Genomic DNA, 17,252 nt, shown 5'->3' with positions numbered 1-17,252 from the left:
CCCATTCTGGAATTCTCTGTCTTCAGATCTGTTTTTTAATCTGAGTTTTGATGAAAACAAAATCGGTTTATTGCGAGGCGTAAAACCCTGACCCATTAGCTGAGGGATATAAGCGTCAACTCAGTTGTTTTTGATGCAGCTTTCTCGTAATCCTGTTATTTTAAGTCTTTTGTTTCAGTTTTCTCGGCTTCAGTTTTCTTGGCTTCAGCTTCCTCGGCTTCAATCTCCTCAGCCTCGAATTCCTCAGCTTCAAATTCTTCTGCCTCGAGATTTTCGACTTCAAAATCCTCATCCTGAAAAATATTCTCTTCAAAGGACTCTTCTTCCAGGGCTTCTTCAAGATCAAGCTTCTCTACAGTACTAAGGTCCCTAATTTCTTCGCCTTCTGTGTATCTGGCTGCCTGGTTCTTTATCTCCCTGATTGTTTCATCAAGCTCTCTTTTAATTCCGTACTTCCGGAAGAAGTGAGCCAGTATATTTGAAACGTCCCTTTCGAGGATTTCGTCAGCGTGAGGGTGTTCAAGAGTGATATATTGTGGCCAGTCGATAAGCTGGACCCCATCTTCAGAAGCAAAAATATTGTATTCACTTAAATCGGCGTGGATGACTCCCAGGGAATAGGTAATCTTCACCTGCTTGAGGATTTCATCCAGGTACCATTCGGGGTCAAGAAGTTTCGTTTTTGAGAGCAGGCTACCCTTTGCAAGTTCCATGACTATAGCATGCCTGTTATGGTCAATAGGCTTCGGGATTGAAACTTTGGGATACAGCATAACCATAATGTCATACTCCCGCTGGGCAGCAAGCCGGGCTGCATAGATCCAGGAAAAATGCTCTCTGTCTCCCAAATGTTCACGCACCCGCTTTACCTGCTTGAAACTGGTCCTTCCTTCTCTGTGAAATTTGATCACAACTGGAACAGGCTCTCCAATTGCAAGCTCGGGCGGCAGGATCGCTTCATAAATGACTGATTCCTTTCCTACTCCGATTTCATCCCCTATCGCACTGATACTTTTCCTTTTGACAAGGGCATTGAGAGCAAGTGCATCGTATCCTTCGAAGTAAATCTGATAACCTTCATATGGCTGGGTAGTCCTTACCACAAGCTTATACCGGGCAAGTTTCCTTAGCCTGTACTCCAGCTTTTCAAAGGGCAGTCTGGTGTACTTATTCAGTTCTTCAATTGGCACCCATTCAAAATGCTTCATTCCGGTTTCAATACCAGTAAGGATTCTGAAATCCTTTGAGTCAAGCTCCTTAAAAGCCCTCAACGCTTCGTCTATCATCCTGATAGTACAATATAACCCACGGTATTTAAATAATAACTGCCCTGCCCGAGTTTTTTAAGAAAAAGTTTGATAAAAAACAGTATTTTCGGTCAAGCCTTTTCGTAAAAGGGTTGCAGATTAACGGTTTGGTATAGAAGGATAGAAAAAAGTAAAATTTGAGACAAATTTTTGGAATTAAAGCTTTGATTTCTCAAAACTTCTTTTCCATTTATCTTAGCATTTCTATTATTTACTCAACAGTTTAATCATCTCTCTTCCAAAGGCATGAAGGTCAGCAGGGCTTCTTGAGGATACTAAGTTACCGTCTATGACAACCTCTTTGTCTTCATAGAGTGCTCCTGCAGCTATAATATCATCCCTTATGCCTATCCAGCAGGTTGCTTTCCTGCCTTTTATGACGCCTGCGGAGATAAGAACCTGAGGACCGTGGCAGATTGCAGCAACAGGTTTGTTTTCTTTGAAAAAATGCCTTACAATCTCAAGAGCGCTCTCATCAAGCCTCATTTTTTCGGGTCCTTTTCCTCCGGAGATCACGAGAATATCGTAATCTGCAGGGTTTACGTCCTTAAAGGCGACATCAGCGTTGATTTCATACCCCTGCTTTCCTTTTATCGGACCCTTCTTCATTGAGGCTATGTGCGTTGTAATTCCTTCTTCTTTCAGGCGGTGATATGGGTAGAAAAGTTCAAGATCTTCAAAACCATCGGCTCCGAATATAAGTGCTTTCATATGAGTTCCCCCCGAGTTTAATGTTACAGCTTATCTTGCGTTTAAATATTATAGATTTAGTTCTCAGATTTAATTTACAGGTTTAACTTTCCGAATCTATTACAGTTCGATTTTTCAGAATTTTACAGGTTTGATTTACAGATTTAATTTTCAGATTGAATTTTATATTGATTTGCGGATGAAAGATTGTTCCTGCAACACATATACCTTGTCTGGTTTTGAAAATAAAATAGGTAAAGCGGTCCTGCCTGGCAGGTTTAGATTGCTTCAAGAGCCTGTTTGAGGTCTGCAATTATGTACACATTTTATTGCGAATTTTACTTCCCTTTCCATTTCCCCAAATTCTATCAAAATTAATCTCCGGAATAGGTATTTTCTTTTCCGGTAATTATCTATTTGGCGGTAAGAAGTATCCACAATTTCCCATGTTTAATAGAGAAAGCTTTACTTCATTTTCAGGCACTACCCGGGGGTCAGAAATTTTAAAAATAAAGTGGTTATATATTTGCAGCTAAAAATGCAATTTAATAGAAGTGTAAAAAGACAAGTTTGCTTTATAAGTGATCTAAAACGCTACAGGAAGACCTTCAGTGATACAATCCATACTCGATAACGACCTTTATAAATTCACCATGCAGCTTGCAGTGCTTGAACTTTTTCCTAAAGCACAAGCCGAATACCGGTTTATAAACCGAGGTACTCAGCGTTTTTCTGCGGAATTCGTAGAAGAACTGAAGAGGGTCATAAACGAAGATCTCCCGAAGTTAGCGCTAACGGAAGAAGAGTACAACTGGCTTTCTGAACACTGTCCTTACCTGAAGCCCATGTACCTTGAATATCTTAAAAATTTCCGCTTCAAGCCGCATGAGGTAAAAGTCTGCCTTACCGAAGAAAAAGATCTCGATATCCACATAAAGGGTCCCTGGCACAGTACAATTCTCTGGGAAATCGTACTTATGGCTGCGGTTTCAGAACTCTATTTCACGATCATTGAAAAAGCATGGAAAGGGGATTCCGAAGATGGTCGCACTCCCGAATCAGTTCTAGCTGCTTATGAGAACAGGATTTTTGAGATGGGGAAAATCCTTGAAGAAAACAACTGCCTCTTTTCAGAATTTGGAACTCGCAGGAGAAGAAGTTCTGAAATTCATGACCGTGTGATAAAAACTCTCGCTGGCATAAAAACCCTTATAGGAACAAGTAATGTATATTTTGCCAAAAAATATAACCTGAAACCCATAGGTACAGTCGGGCATGAGTGGATTATGGGCACGTCAGCGCTTGTAGGGTTAAGATATGCTAACCGTTTCGCTTTTGATAACTGGGTAAATGTCTATAATGGTGACCTGGCAATTGCATTAACTGATACATTTGGCTCAAAAGCTTTCTTTAAAGATATGGATCTGAGGTTATCAAAAATTTACGATGGTTTCAGGCACGACAGTGGAGACCCTTATGACTTTGTGGATGCTGTGATAGAACATTATCGGAAAATGGGTATTGACCCCATGAAAAAGTTAATTGTTTTCAGTGATGCCCTTAATACGGATATGGCAATTCAGCTTAAAAGATATTGTGAAGGCAAAATTAACTGCAGTTTCGGCATTGGCACAAGCCTTACCAATAATTCGGATTTCTTCCGGGAAAGCCCTCCTCTTAACATGGTGATAAAGTTGCACAGCATTGACGGCATTCCTGTTGTAAAACTGAGCGATTCTCCTGAAAAGGAAACAGGAGATAGAGATGCCATTCGGGTTGCGAATTACATTTTCGGAAGAAAAGGGCTTGATGAATAATTATGCGTTAAATATTAAAAGTTAAAATGAAGATAGATTAAAAAGGAAAGAGAAAAGCAGAAAACGGAAAATAGGCATGAAATAAAAGCGAAATGCATAGAAAAGGAAAATTAAAGAAATAGACACGTATAATCTAGATTTTTTCACGACATTCTTTTTGATCAGGCTTCCTTTGCGATGAATTTTTACGCTGCAACCTGTTCCTTCCAGCTTTTTTATCTCTCCGCAGTCAGGAAAAGATATCCAGCTTCACATGAGTTCCCCCTTTATTTTTTACGGTTATGGAGAATATTGACAGCGCTATTTTCCAGGATTGTACTCGGAGAGTGGATTTTGATGCTCGTAACTTCCGGCAAAGGAGAGACCGCGGATGCGTTTTCAAGCTCTATAACAACAATGTCTGAGCCAGTGTTTATCGAATTATCTGAAACATTCTCTATATTGAAATCTGAACCGTTTGTTATGGAGTTATCCGTTGTATTCTGCAGATTATGTGCTGTAAAAATGATTTTTGAGCCATCTGGACTCCATCTGGGAATCGAATCAATTATGCCGATATTGTTTGTAAGTCTGGTTCTGTATTTTCCCTCTATATCCCGGATCCAGATCTCAGGCTTTCCCCCTTCATCAGAAACGTATACTATTTTTTTACCATCAGGGCTAAAGGAGGGATTCCATTCCCCATATGGAGTATCGGTAAGTTGAGTCTGGTTTGTCCCATACCAATCTATTACCCAGAGATCAGGCTTTTCTTTTGAGTTTCTGGCACTGTAAATGATTTTTAATCCAAGAGGACACCAGTCTTTTCCCATTCCTACGTTTTCGGAAGTCCCGAGCCGAGTTTTATTGCTTCCATCCCTATCAACTATCCAGAGCTGTGAAGGGGAATCCCCGGATTTCTGAGTATATACGATTTTCTTTCCCAGGCGACACCATGCCCCCCAGCCTTCAGATTTGTCAGGATCATCTGCAATAGGGCTTACTGTCCCGTTTTCCAGACTTACTAGGTAGAGCCCTTGCTGGGAATTAATTGTTTTTGTTATAATTAGTTCTGTACCACTGGGATTTATATCGTTAAAGCCAGTAAGGTTTCCTTCCCCTATTCCTGTTCGCTCAATCTCGCTTCCATTTGATTTCATTACATACGATTCATTATTTCCGGCTTCATCCCTGTGAACCATATACATGATATTATTCCCATCGGGAGTCCATGTAGGGAATAATTCCGATTCCGGGCTGTCAGTAAGAAAAGTAATATTTTCTATAAAGTCATCCGCATAGATCTCTTCTCCAATGCCTTCTGCCTCTCCGATAACAACGCAAACTAAACCCGAATCAGAATAAAAATAATTATGTGAAGTATTCTGTGTTGTGTTCCATCCCGGTTCCCCAGTAAAATTTCCATACTCGGATACGTTAATAGGTTCTGCATCTGCAGGCAGGGTAAGGAGTACAAGAGTTAAAAACCAAGATAGATATCTACGCATTATTTTCATTAATTATCACTGTTAACTTAAAAAAATTACTTTTATCAATATAAATATCCGGTTAAATAATATATAGAAACCCTAGTTCATATTATACATCCTGAACCGAATTTAGAATTAAGTTTATATATTAAACATCGAATTCTAGGAGAATTAGCCGGAAAATTCTATTTTTGTTAGTCTGGGGAAAGAATCCGAAAGCAAAAGGGAAATTTACCCGGAAAGGAAGAATACCTGAATTCCGGGTAAACATCAGGTTAATTAAAGTCCTGATTTTTACCAGTTGATTTCCCTTATTTGAGCTAATTTGCTTTCTTTGTTTTAATTAGTTTATTTTTTATCCGGATCTTCTATGCTTCAAGCTCATCGTATTATGAAGTTTCTTTATAACCCTCGGCAAGGTGGACGTTTACATATACTACGGCTTCGTTAGTATGGCTGTATGCGTAATCATCGGTGACCTCTGGCAGCTTATCGGCTTCGGCCTGCGAAGTGACAACCATGCCTGCCGGGATATACCTGCCGTCAGGAATGGTTACACCGATTGCTGCCGATCTCGGCTCAAGTACACAGTTGTTCCCTACCTTTGACTTGAAAACGAAAGCCTGCATACCGATAAATGTATCATCGCCTACTGCCGCCGGACCATGAACCTGGGATTGATGAGCAAGCGAAACATTATTTCCTATATAGACTGCGTATTCCTTGCCATCAACTTCAACAATGTTGTCTTCTATAGGTTCGCCTTCTTCATTTATTGTCTCAAGGGCATGAAGCACAACTCCATCCTGGACATTGCTTCTGTCTCCTACGAAAATTGGCATTCCTTCGTCACTCCTAATAGATGCCATGGGGGAAACCATAACGTTGGCACCTATTGTCACCTCTCCTATGACTGAAGCCTGGGGGTCAATATAGGCTGTGGGATCAATCACAGGTGCTGATGGTTCGGGATTCCATGGTGTTACCGGATTCTCTCTGATATTCGAAAACTCATCCACGGTTATTTCCTGTGCGACATTATCCTCTGCTCCTTCGGAGATGCACCCGCTCCCTGCAAGAGCAAGTGAAAGAGAAAGGATAAGAATTGTAAAGATCTGCTTATTAAACATCATAGAGTTCCTCCATTGACAGTATGAAGATTATGAAATATATAGACATTTCTATTTTTATTTGGGAAAATATAAAAATATAAAAACAGGTGATTATCAAAGTCAAGAGTAATATTCTGTACTCAAACTCTGTAATCCTAAAGTCGAGTCTGATAATTCTGCTGGAAAACACTCGAATATTCAAAAAAAATATATATTTAAAAGATATTTGATATGTTATGCTCCCTCTGTTTCAAATCTCATGGGAAACTATATGGGCAGACCTGCCAATATTTGCGGTCCTCGCAGTTTGGAACCTGTTTGTGATTCTGGTTCTCTCAAAAAAGGCATATGAATTTGCTTTGAAAAAAGGCAGATCAATTAATTCTTCAATGTACTTCTCAAGAAAAGTTATTCATTTCCTGGCAGGTGGATTGACAGCAATGCTGCTTCCTTTTATTGCCCATGAGCCGATATTGCCAGCAGCCACTGCTTTTGGACTTGCTCTTATGACTTATCTGCCTCATAAGCTCAACAGGAGAATGTACTGGTTTCAGGACCCTGAAAATCTTTACGATGTGGATTTTACATTGAGCTGGGGATTGGTGGTATTTTTCACTTGGTTCATTGACAGGAGCTTCTGGCTTGGAGTGATTCCGGTGCTTTTCATGGCATACGGAGATGGGATCACAGGCATAATAAGGAATCTTAAATATAACAAGAGGACAAAAGCCTGGGAAGGCACTGCAGGCATGCTCGTGCTGTGTGTAATTATCGGCGCAAAAATGGGTTTTGCCGGTATTTTTGCAGGAATTGTCTGTTCATTTGTGGAAAGGATAGAGAATATAGACGATAATTTCACAGTTCCGGCATCGGGCCTGTTAATTCTGCTCGCAGCTCACTATTACTTCCCTTCGCTTACAGTCTCTCTTTATTGAGATTTGTGGTAAAAATTCTTTACTTATCTTTTTCTTTTTAATTTATCTCACTTTTTAATTTTGTGATTTTTAATATCAAAGTTTTCCCTTTTTACACTACCTTCAAAGCTCCCATTTTTTAGAGTAGCACTGTAGCCTTATAGCAATCTACAGTTACATATTATTCATATTGACAAACTAAAAGTTTTTATATGTTAGGACGTAATATATTTAAGAATGTAGGATGTTAGGGTTGGGTTTATAGCGTCAAGAGGGGTATATGCAATTTTTCAAGCCCAAGTTCAATAGTTGGGTTAAGCTGTCTCCGAATTATGCAATCAGCATGTCAAAAAAATCCGGCAAGAACGTCGGTTTTAGATTAGCAGACCTAACAACGTTTTATTTATTTCAAGTCCATTGGGCTGTATTTTATTAAAATCTCACTTTACACAACTCAGGATGAAGCTTTACACTGATGGGGGATAATAGGAGAATGGATGAGAAAATAAAAGATCTGATTAAGAAATTGGAACGCTCGGTTTTTGCAGGAAATAGAGCGGCTGCTGCCGAAGAACTTGGAAAGTTAGGAGACACTAGTGCTATCCCCGCGCTGATTGAAGCGCTGGATGATTCAAACCCAAAGGTAAGAGCAGCCGCCGCGGAAGCCCTGGGAAAATTCAATGTCCCTGAGGTTGTTCCTAGCCTTGTAAAGGCACTTGATGACCCTCAAAGTCCTGTTAAAAAAACAGCCATTGCCTCCCTTGAGAAAATAGGCACACCTGAGGCTATTTCAGGTATCGTTAAAGGATTCGGGGACAAGGACAGATTTGTTCAAAAAGAGGCAGTGAAAGCTCTGATGAGGATAGGTTCCTTAGAAGCAATCTCCGGTCTTGAGAAAGCTCTGGATTATCCGGATGATTCTCTGAAAAGAATTTCAATAATAGCTCTCGGAAAAATCGATACCTATGAAGCTGCTCTCTGTCTGGTAAAAGCAATTAAAAGCTCAGATACTAAAGTAAGGAAGCATGCATCCAAAACCCTGGGAAAAAGAGGAAAATCCGATGTGCTTGATGAGCTGATGGAGACCCTCAAGGACCCGAGGCAGCCTGTGCAAGAAGCAGCATCCGAAACTCTTTGTAAGATCATAAATGTGTCAACATCGGTGCCTGAACTTATCAAGGCTCTTGAAGCTCCTAGCAGGGATGTGAGGAAAGCTTCTATTGAGGCTCTCTGGAAGATAAGAACGCCTGAGGCGGTCTCGGGGCTTTTAAAAGCCCTGGATGATCCGGACTGGTATCTAAGAAGCAGGGCTGCTGAAGCCCTTGGAGATATTGGTTCTCCTGAAGCAGTCCGTGGGTTGATTAAAGCTTTCGATATCTATGAGAACTCTGTAAGGAAGGCGATTACTTGTGCCCTTGGAAAAAGCGGGACCCCTGAAGCCGTAGAAGGGTTGTTGAAAGCTCTTAATGACCCCGACAGTTCAGTAAGGGAATCGGCAGTTGTGGGTCTTAGAAAAGCAGGCACTAATGAGGCGATATTAGGGCTTTTGAAAGCCCTTAAGGACCCCAAAATCGCGGTTAGAGAAGCTGCGGCTTCAGCACTTGGGGATCTCAAAGCGCAGCAGGCTGTTCCAGAACTGATAGAGATTGTTGAAAATCCTGAAAGTCTGATACAAAAAACTGCGATTGGATCACTTGAGAAAATTGGTACCCCTGAGGCAGTTTCAGGACTTGTCAGAGCCAGTGAAAGTTCCGATGCCTGCGTAAGAAGGGCTGCATTGAAGGCTCTAGAAAGAATTAATAAATCCAGTCCATTACTGGCAAATGCTACGGAAAAAGCCGAAATCCCTGATGAGGAGCCTGTCCTGAAGGGCTGCCTGAAAGGCTGTAATTCTGAAACTCGGATTAAAACCTCAAAGCTTTCAGGCAATATTCGTAACACAGGTTCTCTTAAGGAGCTTGAACTCTCAATTTCTGTTAAAGGGAGCGAAAAGTCCAGACCCCATCAAAACCCCGTTCCCGCAAAGAGAAAAGGTGCCGGGATGATGACCTGCCCTTACTGTTCAGGAAATTTGAATCTACCCATTGCTCCTAATTTCTGTCCTTTTTGTGGGATGGAACTGAAAATGAAGTGTTGAAAAGCGCCGTTTCATCGGCTGTTCATAGGTTACAGACCTGAGATAGTTGACAGACTCAAGATTTTAGAATTTTCCTGCTTTACAGACTTTTCTGTTTTGCAGGGTTTTTTCTGTTTTCTGGCAATTTTTCCCTGTATAAATATCTCTTTATTTTATTTTCTGACAATCCCCCTGTATAATTGTATAAATCTCTCTTTATTTTTGTGCCCTCTCTTTTGAGCGTTCTTCTGTTTCTAAAATATTCTTCTATCCTCTATAACTTAGAAAAGCACAGACCTGTTTAAATTGAGAAGATTTTTCAAAATAAGATAAAGTTACCCATTGGAGATTATTAAGAAGGGAGTAAACACTTAAAAACCGAGAAATTACAGGTTATAAAGAATTAAATTCAAAAACAATCTCTCTTTAACTCTGAATGATAAACTCAATCCAATAATCCTATTGAGAAGATAAGTATCCTTTTATTTTTAAATCCAGATATAGCATCTTCAGTTAGCACGATATCGAGCAATATCATCCGCCTATAGTATGTTCAGAATAAATTACTCTACTACACATGTAAAAAAGGTAAAGTATTGAAGAAATATATGCATACAATCTTCAGCACCAAGTTGATATCTCTGAAAGCTTTTCAAAATATTTATAGATTCAAAATCCTATAGGAAGATTTTATCAACTCCGAGAAAACTTTGAAAATAACCAGCATTAAATATAAGGACTTGAATAAAAAGTACAGTCCAGCAATCAGTTCTTTCCAAAGGACGTGCTCAGTATGAAAACCAAATTTCTGTCTCTGCTCCTTATACTTGCAGGGATTATCGTTATCTCAGGCTGTGTTGATGCAGAGAACCAGCATCCTGCTCCCAGAGCTTCAGAAGAGTTTTACAGGGCTATTTTTTGCCCTTATGCAGGGCTTCTGGATCGTGAGGAGCCTGGAATGCTGGGTTTGCATCCACATGATACTCCTCCAGGTGAACCTCATTCAAGGTCTGTCCATAAGCTGAGAGATGCGGCATCCCTTCTTGATAGCAATATCCAGAAGGCAGAAATCATCTCAGTGCGGCTCAAAAGCGTAATTGAGCGATATAAAGCCGAGGGGGAAGACGTTACCAGACTTGAAGCATTGCTTGAAGAATACAACCTTCTTGTAGAAGAAGCAAAGCAATATCAAGCCCTCGCAGCCGCAGCCGCAGCTGATGAAAATAACAGCTCAGTCAAGAGTTCTGATGGATACAATGGTTCATCCGAAGACATGGAAAGGGAGTATCTGATAAGGTCGCAGGAAAGCATGATTGAGGCTAATTATGTTCTCAAAAATATTTTCGATGAGGTGCAGCTGCTGATGCCTGGGAGTGAGGAACTTAACAGCACATCCAGGCTCACTGCAGCAGGAGAAGGAAAAGCTATCCTCATGGGCAGTTTCACCCTTAATATGCACCTGGAAAAAGGAGACATGGCAATAGGGGATCTTTCCAGCGACTCAGAAATTGATATCGAAGGGGATTACACATTTGAGGAAAAAACCGATATGCATGATAAGGTGCTCCTGTATCATGTCAATTCTGCCGATGTAAAGGTCTCCGGCTCTCATAAGACTATAATGTTAATCAATGAAAACATTACCCTCACAGCAGATGGCGAGGGTTATGCAGCTTTCCAAGGTAACGGTACATATAGCGTTCAGGATAATGAAGGGGCGGTAAGGAAAGAGGTCTGGGGGAGACCTCTCTTTGAAGAAGAACCTGGTCATGGAGAACGCAGTATAGAGGAAGAGAATGATATTAAAGAATATGGGCCTGATAGGAAGGATAACAATACTGGGCGCGGACCAGATAGAAAGGCAATGGCACAATAATCGGGCGCAAGCAAAGAAGTAATATCGGACACCAGCAGGACTTATCTGGAGAACAGAAAGCAGGAGATGCTTTCTTCCAGAGAGCCCATAAACCTCGAAAAAGAATATTAAAAACGCCTGGAAAGATAGAAAATTAATATGCAAGTCTGGGTTTGCCTGAAATGAATCTGAGGCTCTTTATTGTTTGTATTGCTGCTGTACTTGCTTTAGTTGGACCTGTCTTAGCGGACAGCACGGCTACAATCCACGGTGCAGTATACGGCTGGGATACCTTCGAGCCTCTTGAGAATGCCGTGGTTGAGGTAAATTCCACGCCCTCGCAGTCTATGGTGGCAAGGTATGGCATGTATTCTTTTGATCTGATGCCAGGGGACTACACTATTAAAGCCAGGTATTATCAAAACAGCACCCTTATTTATTCGGCAGAAGAATCAGTTGAAATTAAAGACGACGGAACGTATGTACGTGACCTCCTGCTTCTCCCGATCTATTCTGATGAGCTCATGGACAGTTCAGGAGTAGATGGATCTTCAAAGGGCCTGAACAATGGAGCGGTAAACTCGTCCTCGAATGATATAAGCCCTGTAACCGAGATAGCCACAGGTCAAACAGGTTCTGGTAAAGATAATTCAGGCAATATTGATCCAGCCAGAGGAGCCGGCTCTTTGAGTATAAATTATCTGCTGACAGCTCTTTTACTTTTTTTCCTGCTTATAACAGGTTACAGATTTGCTAGAAAGGGTAAGAAGATAGAGGAAAATAAGCCTGATGAAGGGGAATATATTCCCAGAAAAAGGCATACGACCAAAAATCTCTCCGAGCATGCTAAGGTCGAACTCACGGCAAAGGCTCCCGCTAAAAGAACAGAGTTTTCCCATAAAAGTGTAAATGGAGGAATAGAAGCTGCCCCTGAAGACTTGGAGCTAGGAATAAGCCAGGATTTCCAAGCACAGGAATCTAATGTAAAGCCCTCAGAAAAAATATCTGCAACAGAATCGGTAGCAGATCCTGTGATAGAGCCTATGAGTGATCCGGTAATACAATCTCCGAAGGAGCCATTAAAAAAACCGGTAAAAGAACTGGAGAAAGAGCCAGTAAGAGAACCGGTAAAATCACCATTAAAAAAATTATTACCCGAAATTCCGGAAAAGAAGGTGACTGCAGAACAAACAGAAGTTAAAGTTGAGTCCAGGGTAAATGAAACCGAACCGATAAGATCTGAACCTCAGGGAGAAAAACAGGCGATATCCTCTGAGAAAACTGGGGATAAGCCTTCAGTAATCTCTGAAAATGAAACTTCTGCTCCCAGAAAGAAGCACTCGCTTCCCGCAGACCTCCAGGAGGTCATGGACATAATCCGAAGTCAGGGTGGCAGGATTACACAGAAAGACCTGCGCAGCAGATTGAAATACTCCGAAGGAAAGGTCAGCCTCATGCTTGCAGACCTGGAAAGAAGAGAGCTGATTGAGAAATTCAAGCGTGGGCGAGGAAACATTGTAATCCTGAAAGATGAAGAGCGCTAAAACTCAGGTAGGATACTTTTTTCAGCCTCTTAAAAACTCACGAATTTTTAAATAACCGACTTTTTCTCTATTAGTTTGTTTACTTTCCTGTATTGTCGTATCTACTTTTTTCCAGACCTGACAGTTTTTGTTTAATATCTATTTTTGTTAATATTCCTGCTTTTGGCTGAATTAAAACGTGAACCAGGTTAAGATCAAACTGCCTCATAGTTTCTTAACAGAAAAACTGGCATAAAGAACAAACCGACCTTATGATCTTGGAAAGGCGGATTTACGTTTAATATGAATATAACCCTTTAGAAGGGATTTAACAAGAATTTAGAGAGCTTTTAGGGAATGAAACGGAGTTAAAGCTCCTGGAAAAGCTTCATTAATAAATTTATTCTCTAATCTCTCTTTTTGTGGTTAAGTATCCTTTTATTATTAAATGCCAATGAAGGGGTTGACTGCCTTCTCCTAAGAAACTGACATGAATAAAAGGAGCAGTCAAAAGACCTACACACCACAACAAAAGGCATCTGCATTTGCAGGTGTCTCAAAAACGCGGAATATCACAGTAAGAGCATTTCAGGCTAGCCTCAAGAACGCAGGATACCAAAGTAAGGGTGTTTCAGGCTAAAATCGGAAGAGGCTTTTAAACAGGAGATTCAGGCAAAGTTTGAACAGAAAACCGAATTATTAAGCTGCCCTGATGAGGCAGGACATGATTTAGAGGAGTATAATGACGCTTACAGAAATAATAGGGGCATTTAAAACGAAATTAAATGCCTTAAATCTTCTGAATTCGCTTGAGAAAGCTGCAGATTTCTACGATGAATCTGATATTGATTCTGAAATGGACGACTCGGGGGAGACTCTAAAAAACAATCCTTACAGCAGTTCTTGCAGTGCTTCTGCCAATAATGCTTTTGTCAATAATGCTTCTGTCAAAAGTCTGGATGCAGAGAATGTCTCCGAGAACAGGAAAGTTCCACTTATCAAACTGAATGATGTATGGAAAATCTACCCGATGGGAGAGTCCGATTTTGCAGCCCTCAGGGGAATAAATCTTGAGATTTATGAAGGAGAGTTCCTCGTAGTCCTTGGTCCGAGCGGAAGTGGAAAAAGCACAATTATGAATCTGATAGGCTGCCTGGATTTGCCTTCAAAGGGCACGGTTTTCCTGAACTCATGTGATATCTCGGAACTTGAGGAATCCGAGCTTGCCAGAATCAGGGGGCAGATGATAGGTTTCATTTTCCAGAGTTTTAACCTTATTCCCACTCTGAACACTCTGGAGAATGTGCTACTGCCTCTGGAATTCCAGGAAGAAGACCCACATACAGCCCGCAAAAAAGCTGCATACCTGCTTGAGATTGTAGGGCTCTCAAACAAAAAGCATAACCTTCCTTCCCAGCTTTCAGGCGGGCAGAGGCAGAGGGTAGCAATAGCTCGCTCCCTTGCAGTGAATCCACCTATAATCCTGGCGGATGAGCCAACAGGAAATCTGGACAGCAAGACAGGGAATTATATTCTGGAGTTTCTTGACGGTTTGAACAAAAAGGAAGGTAAGACAATCATCATTGTGACCCATGACCTGGAGCTTGTAAAGTATGCTACAAGAATTGTGTACATCAGGGATGGTCAGATAGAAAAAATAGAGGAATGCATGCGAGATAAACCGGAGGGAATAATATGAAAAAATTTTCTTTGTTAACGCTCTTGATTTTATATTTATCAGTGCTGATGCTGGGAGCAGGTACAGCTTTTGCTGCAAGCGGACTGATAAATTCCTCGTCCGTTCAGGCAAACGTGACTAACCAGAATCCTGATGCTGCACGCCCAGGGGAACCGGTCGAACTTACTGTCAGCGTACAGAACGTAGGAAGTAATGATCTGAAGAATATTAATGCTGCAATCGAGCCTCAATACCCTTTCAGTAAGGTTTCAGGAGAACCGCTTGAAAAGCAAATCTCCTATCTGAATGCCCGGCAGGAAGATAATGATGCAGCCGTTCTTAAATTCAAGCTCATGACTGATTCCAATGCTTCCGAAGGCACATATGACCTCAATATCGTCACAACTGCCCAAAAGGGTGGATCTTCGTCAAAAACGATTAAAACCACAAAGACCATCCAGCTCGAGGTAAGGGGTAAAGAGTACGCTCAGATTGTTACCATAAACAAAGCAAATATTGATCTGGCAAAGGAAGAGCCTCTGGAATTCATAATAACGAATACTGGAAATTCGCCCCTGAAAAATATGGTAATTTCCTGGAAAGACCCCAAAGGGGTTATCCTGCCTGTATATTCGGATAATACAAAATATGTCAAATATCTGGAACCTGGGGATTCTGTAACTGTGTCTTACTCAGTCATGGCAGACGTAAACGCTAACCCTGGACTTTATACCCTGGATGTGAATCTTAGCTTTGAAGATTATGAGTCGAATGCAAAGAGCATCCAGACAACTGCAGGGCTCTTTGTAGGCGGGGAAACCGATTTCGATGTTTCTTTCTCGGAAAGTGACCCTGGAAAGATTTCTCTCTCAGTTGCAAACGTGGGCAACAATATAGCATATTCCGTGAAAGTATCCGTTCCTGAACAGGAAGGCTACAGGGTAACAGGAAGTTCTTCATCGATTGTCGGAAATCTTGAGAAAGGAGACTATACAATTGCGTCTTTTAATGTTGCGAGCACACAGGCTGCAGGTGAGGGAAAATCACCGAGCATTGCAAAAGCACGTGGGGCTGCAGTAGAAGATAATGAAAGTTCGGTTTCAACCGTTTCTCTTCCGCTAAAAGTTCAGATTGAGTATACCGATGCAAAAGGGGAAAGAATAACGGTTGATAAGGCTGTTGCAGTCCAGATGTCCGCACCAGAGGGTACTGCCACTGAGACTGGCCCGCGAGCACTCAGTAGTAGCCTCGGTTCATACACACCCTATTTCGTGTTAATATTGGTTGCAATAACTGGGCTATTCATATACCGCAAGAAAAAACAGGCAAAAGGTGAGAAAAAATCCAGAAACAAAGGAATTGGGGACCAGAAATACGACTCCGGGGCAACAAGAGACTAAATGCAGCTATCTGATAGAGAAAGGAAGGGATTCGGTATGCGAAATTCTACTTACACGAAGATGGCCCTGAATATGCTTCTGCACAGCAAACTGCGAAGCTGGCTGACCATTATAGGGATTGTTATAGGGGTCGGGGCTGTTGTGGGCATTCTTTCCCTGGGGGATGCTATGGAAGAACAGGTTCAGAGCAGACTTTCCGAGATGGATCTGACAAAAATAGCTATAACCCCGGGGTACACCAGAGCGATGTCAAATATGCCCGGACCTGGAGGAGGGGATTTAGTTAAGGATTCCGAACTGACAGAAGATGATCTTGACGCACTTCAGGGTATAGAGGGCATACAGTATATAGCGGGGGAAATTTCAGGCAGTGAAGAAGTGGATTATGCAGGAGAGAATGCTACACTCTCGATAACGGGTGTGGATCCTCAGGTCTGGAGATACATGACTACCTTGGAGACGCAGTCAGGAAGATTGCTTGAGCCGGCTGACAGGTATGTGGCAGTAATAGGGAGTGAGGTTGCCAGCGGAGTTTATGACAGGGACATAGGGGTCAATCAGATAATAAAAATAAATGGTAAGTCCGTGCGTGTTGTTGGTATTCTGACCGAGGAAGGCGGTTTTGAGGACAGAAATATTTACATGCCTATTGATGGGGCAGTAGACATTATCGAGGATGCAGAAAAAGGCGTTTTTGATACAATCATGGTAAAAGTACAGAATGAAGACATTGTAGATACTGTAATGGAAGATATTACCAATAAGCTCATGGTTTCAAGGCATATTATGCGGGAAGATGAAATGGACTTTTCCGTAACTGCGTCAAAATCCATGGCTGAGTCTGTTACCGAAATGACGTCCTCCATAACCCTTTTCCTGGGAGCAATTGCTGCGGTATCACTGATTGTAGGAGCTGTAGGAATTGCAAATACGATGTTTACCTCTGTCCTTGAGAAAACAAAAGAGATCGGTACTATGAAAGCGATAGGGGCGAAAAACCGTGATATCCTTATGATCTTTGTCTTTAACTCTGCAATGGTTGGTTTTGTTGGAGGGATTTTTGGAGTTATGCTTGGAGCTTTTATCTCAACTCTATTTCCGTTACTTGGCATGACCATGATGAGATCCGGGGGGGACTCAGGCATCTCGCTCTCACCTCACCTCATGCTCTTTGGCCTTGTCCTTGCCATTGTTATAGGCATTGTCTCAGGAGCTGTTCCAGCTTACAGGGCTTCCAGGCTGAAACCTGTAGATGCCCTGAGATATGAATAACCTTTAACTGATAACCTGTTAGCTTAATATTAGAGAAAAAACTCGAGCCGGGGAGTGAGAATTAGAGCTGTTTCCCTAGGATTTATTTTTAACACTCCA

General features: G+C 41.5%; 12 protein-coding genes. 8 read left to right on the top strand and 4 right to left on the bottom strand.

The window, feature by feature from the left end:
* Positions 1–155 precede the first annotated feature (155 nt).
* Positions 156–1,286 carry a serine/threonine-protein kinase RIO2 gene (locus MSTHT_RS03155; protein WP_048166526.1) on the bottom strand — a complete coding sequence of 377 codons (1,131 nt, stop codon included), beginning with the start codon at positions 1,284–1,286 and terminating at the stop codon, positions 156–158.
* A gap of 228 nt (positions 1,287–1,514) precedes the next feature.
* On the bottom strand, positions 1,515–2,018 hold the full coding sequence (locus MSTHT_RS03150; RefSeq protein ID WP_048166525.1) for a type 1 glutamine amidotransferase domain-containing protein: 504 nt from the start codon (positions 2,016–2,018) through the stop codon (positions 1,515–1,517).
* Between the two features lie 590 nt (positions 2,019–2,608).
* Between MSTHT_RS03150 and pncB the strand changes: the two genes are divergently transcribed.
* A complete protein-coding gene (pncB, locus tag MSTHT_RS03145) occupies positions 2,609–3,814 on the top strand; it encodes a nicotinate phosphoribosyltransferase (RefSeq protein ID WP_048166524.1) in 1,206 nt (401 codons plus the stop codon).
* Positions 3,815–4,080: 266 nt separating this feature from the next.
* Here pncB and MSTHT_RS03140 read toward each other — a convergent pair whose 3' ends face one another.
* Together MSTHT_RS03140 and MSTHT_RS03135 are read right to left on the bottom strand one after the other, a co-directional pair.
* On the bottom strand, positions 4,081–5,310 hold the full coding sequence (locus MSTHT_RS03140; protein ID WP_082086741.1) for a TolB family protein: 1,230 nt from the start codon (positions 5,308–5,310) through the stop codon (positions 4,081–4,083).
* Between the two features lie 362 nt (positions 5,311–5,672).
* Positions 5,673–6,416 (bottom strand): carbonic anhydrase, encoded by a 744-nt coding sequence (locus MSTHT_RS03135; protein ID WP_052721819.1) that lies wholly within the window; start codon positions 6,414–6,416, stop codon positions 5,673–5,675.
* Between the two features lie 215 nt (positions 6,417–6,631).
* Between MSTHT_RS03135 and MSTHT_RS03130 the strand changes: the two genes are divergently transcribed.
* The 7 genes from MSTHT_RS03130 (at position 6,632) to MSTHT_RS03100 (ending at position 17,153) form a co-directional block, all read left to right on the top strand.
* On the top strand, positions 6,632–7,330 hold the full coding sequence (locus MSTHT_RS03130; RefSeq protein WP_048166523.1) for a hypothetical protein: 699 nt from the start codon (positions 6,632–6,634) through the stop codon (positions 7,328–7,330).
* A 472-nt stretch (positions 7,331–7,802) separates the two neighbouring features.
* Positions 7,803–9,446, top strand: a complete 1,644-nt coding sequence (locus tag MSTHT_RS03125) for a HEAT repeat domain-containing protein (protein ID WP_048166522.1) — start codon at positions 7,803–7,805, stop codon at positions 9,444–9,446.
* 772 nt (positions 9,447–10,218) lie between these two features.
* Positions 10,219–11,301: a hypothetical protein gene (locus MSTHT_RS03120; RefSeq protein ID WP_052721818.1), complete on the top strand. Its 1,083-nt coding sequence runs from the start codon at positions 10,219–10,221 to the stop codon at positions 11,299–11,301.
* 161 nt (positions 11,302–11,462) lie between these two features.
* Positions 11,463–12,824: a helix-turn-helix transcriptional regulator gene (locus tag MSTHT_RS03115; protein ID WP_048166521.1), complete on the top strand. Its 1,362-nt coding sequence runs from the start codon at positions 11,463–11,465 to the stop codon at positions 12,822–12,824.
* Between the two features lie 721 nt (positions 12,825–13,545).
* A complete protein-coding gene (locus MSTHT_RS03110) occupies positions 13,546–14,502 on the top strand; it encodes an ABC transporter ATP-binding protein (RefSeq protein ID WP_181952230.1) in 957 nt (318 codons plus the stop codon).
* Positions 14,499–15,881, top strand: a complete 1,383-nt coding sequence (locus tag MSTHT_RS03105) for a COG1361 S-layer family protein (RefSeq protein ID WP_048166520.1) — start codon at positions 14,499–14,501, stop codon at positions 15,879–15,881. Before MSTHT_RS03110 ends, MSTHT_RS03105 begins: the two co-directional genes overlap by 4 nt.
* 36 nt (positions 15,882–15,917) lie before the next feature.
* The gene (locus MSTHT_RS03100) at positions 15,918–17,153 is read left to right on the top strand and encodes an ABC transporter permease (RefSeq protein WP_048168340.1); all 1,236 of its coding nucleotides are present in this window, start codon (positions 15,918–15,920) and stop codon (positions 17,151–17,153) included.
* Positions 17,154–17,252: the final 99 nt, after the last annotated feature.

The sequence above is a fragment of the Methanosarcina thermophila TM-1 genome, assembly GCF_000969885.1.
GTDB lineage: Archaea > Halobacteriota > Methanosarcinia > Methanosarcinales > Methanosarcinaceae > Methanosarcina > Methanosarcina thermophila.
This window is presented reverse-complemented; position numbering and strand designations above follow the sequence as displayed.

Bases quoted from the DNA above. Each gene is read 5' to 3' on its own strand.
- MSTHT_RS03155 (WP_048166526.1), bottom strand. From the start codon at position 1,286: ATGATAGACGAAGCGTTGAGGGCTTTTAAGGAGCTTGACTCAAAGGAT.
- MSTHT_RS03150 (WP_048166525.1), bottom strand. From the start codon at position 2,018: ATGAAAGCACTTATATTCGGAGCCGATGGTTTTGAAGATCTTGAACTT.
- MSTHT_RS03140 (WP_082086741.1), bottom strand. From the start codon at position 5,310: ATGAAAATAATGCGTAGATATCTATCTTGGTTTTTAACTCTTGTACTC.
- MSTHT_RS03135 (WP_052721819.1), bottom strand. From the start codon at position 6,416: ATGATGTTTAATAAGCAGATCTTTACAATTCTTATCCTTTCTCTTTCA.
- MSTHT_RS03130 (WP_048166523.1), top strand. From the start codon at position 6,632: ATGCTCCCTCTGTTTCAAATCTCATGGGAAACTATATGGGCAGACCTG.
- MSTHT_RS03125 (WP_048166522.1), top strand. From the start codon at position 7,803: ATGGATGAGAAAATAAAAGATCTGATTAAGAAATTGGAACGCTCGGTT.
- MSTHT_RS03120 (WP_052721818.1), top strand. From the start codon at position 10,219: ATGAAAACCAAATTTCTGTCTCTGCTCCTTATACTTGCAGGGATTATC.
- MSTHT_RS03115 (WP_048166521.1), top strand. From the start codon at position 11,463: ATGAATCTGAGGCTCTTTATTGTTTGTATTGCTGCTGTACTTGCTTTA.
- MSTHT_RS03110 (WP_181952230.1), top strand. From the start codon at position 13,546: ATGACGCTTACAGAAATAATAGGGGCATTTAAAACGAAATTAAATGCC.
- MSTHT_RS03105 (WP_048166520.1), top strand. From the start codon at position 14,499: ATGAAAAAATTTTCTTTGTTAACGCTCTTGATTTTATATTTATCAGTG.
- MSTHT_RS03100 (WP_048168340.1), top strand. From the start codon at position 15,918: ATGCGAAATTCTACTTACACGAAGATGGCCCTGAATATGCTTCTGCAC.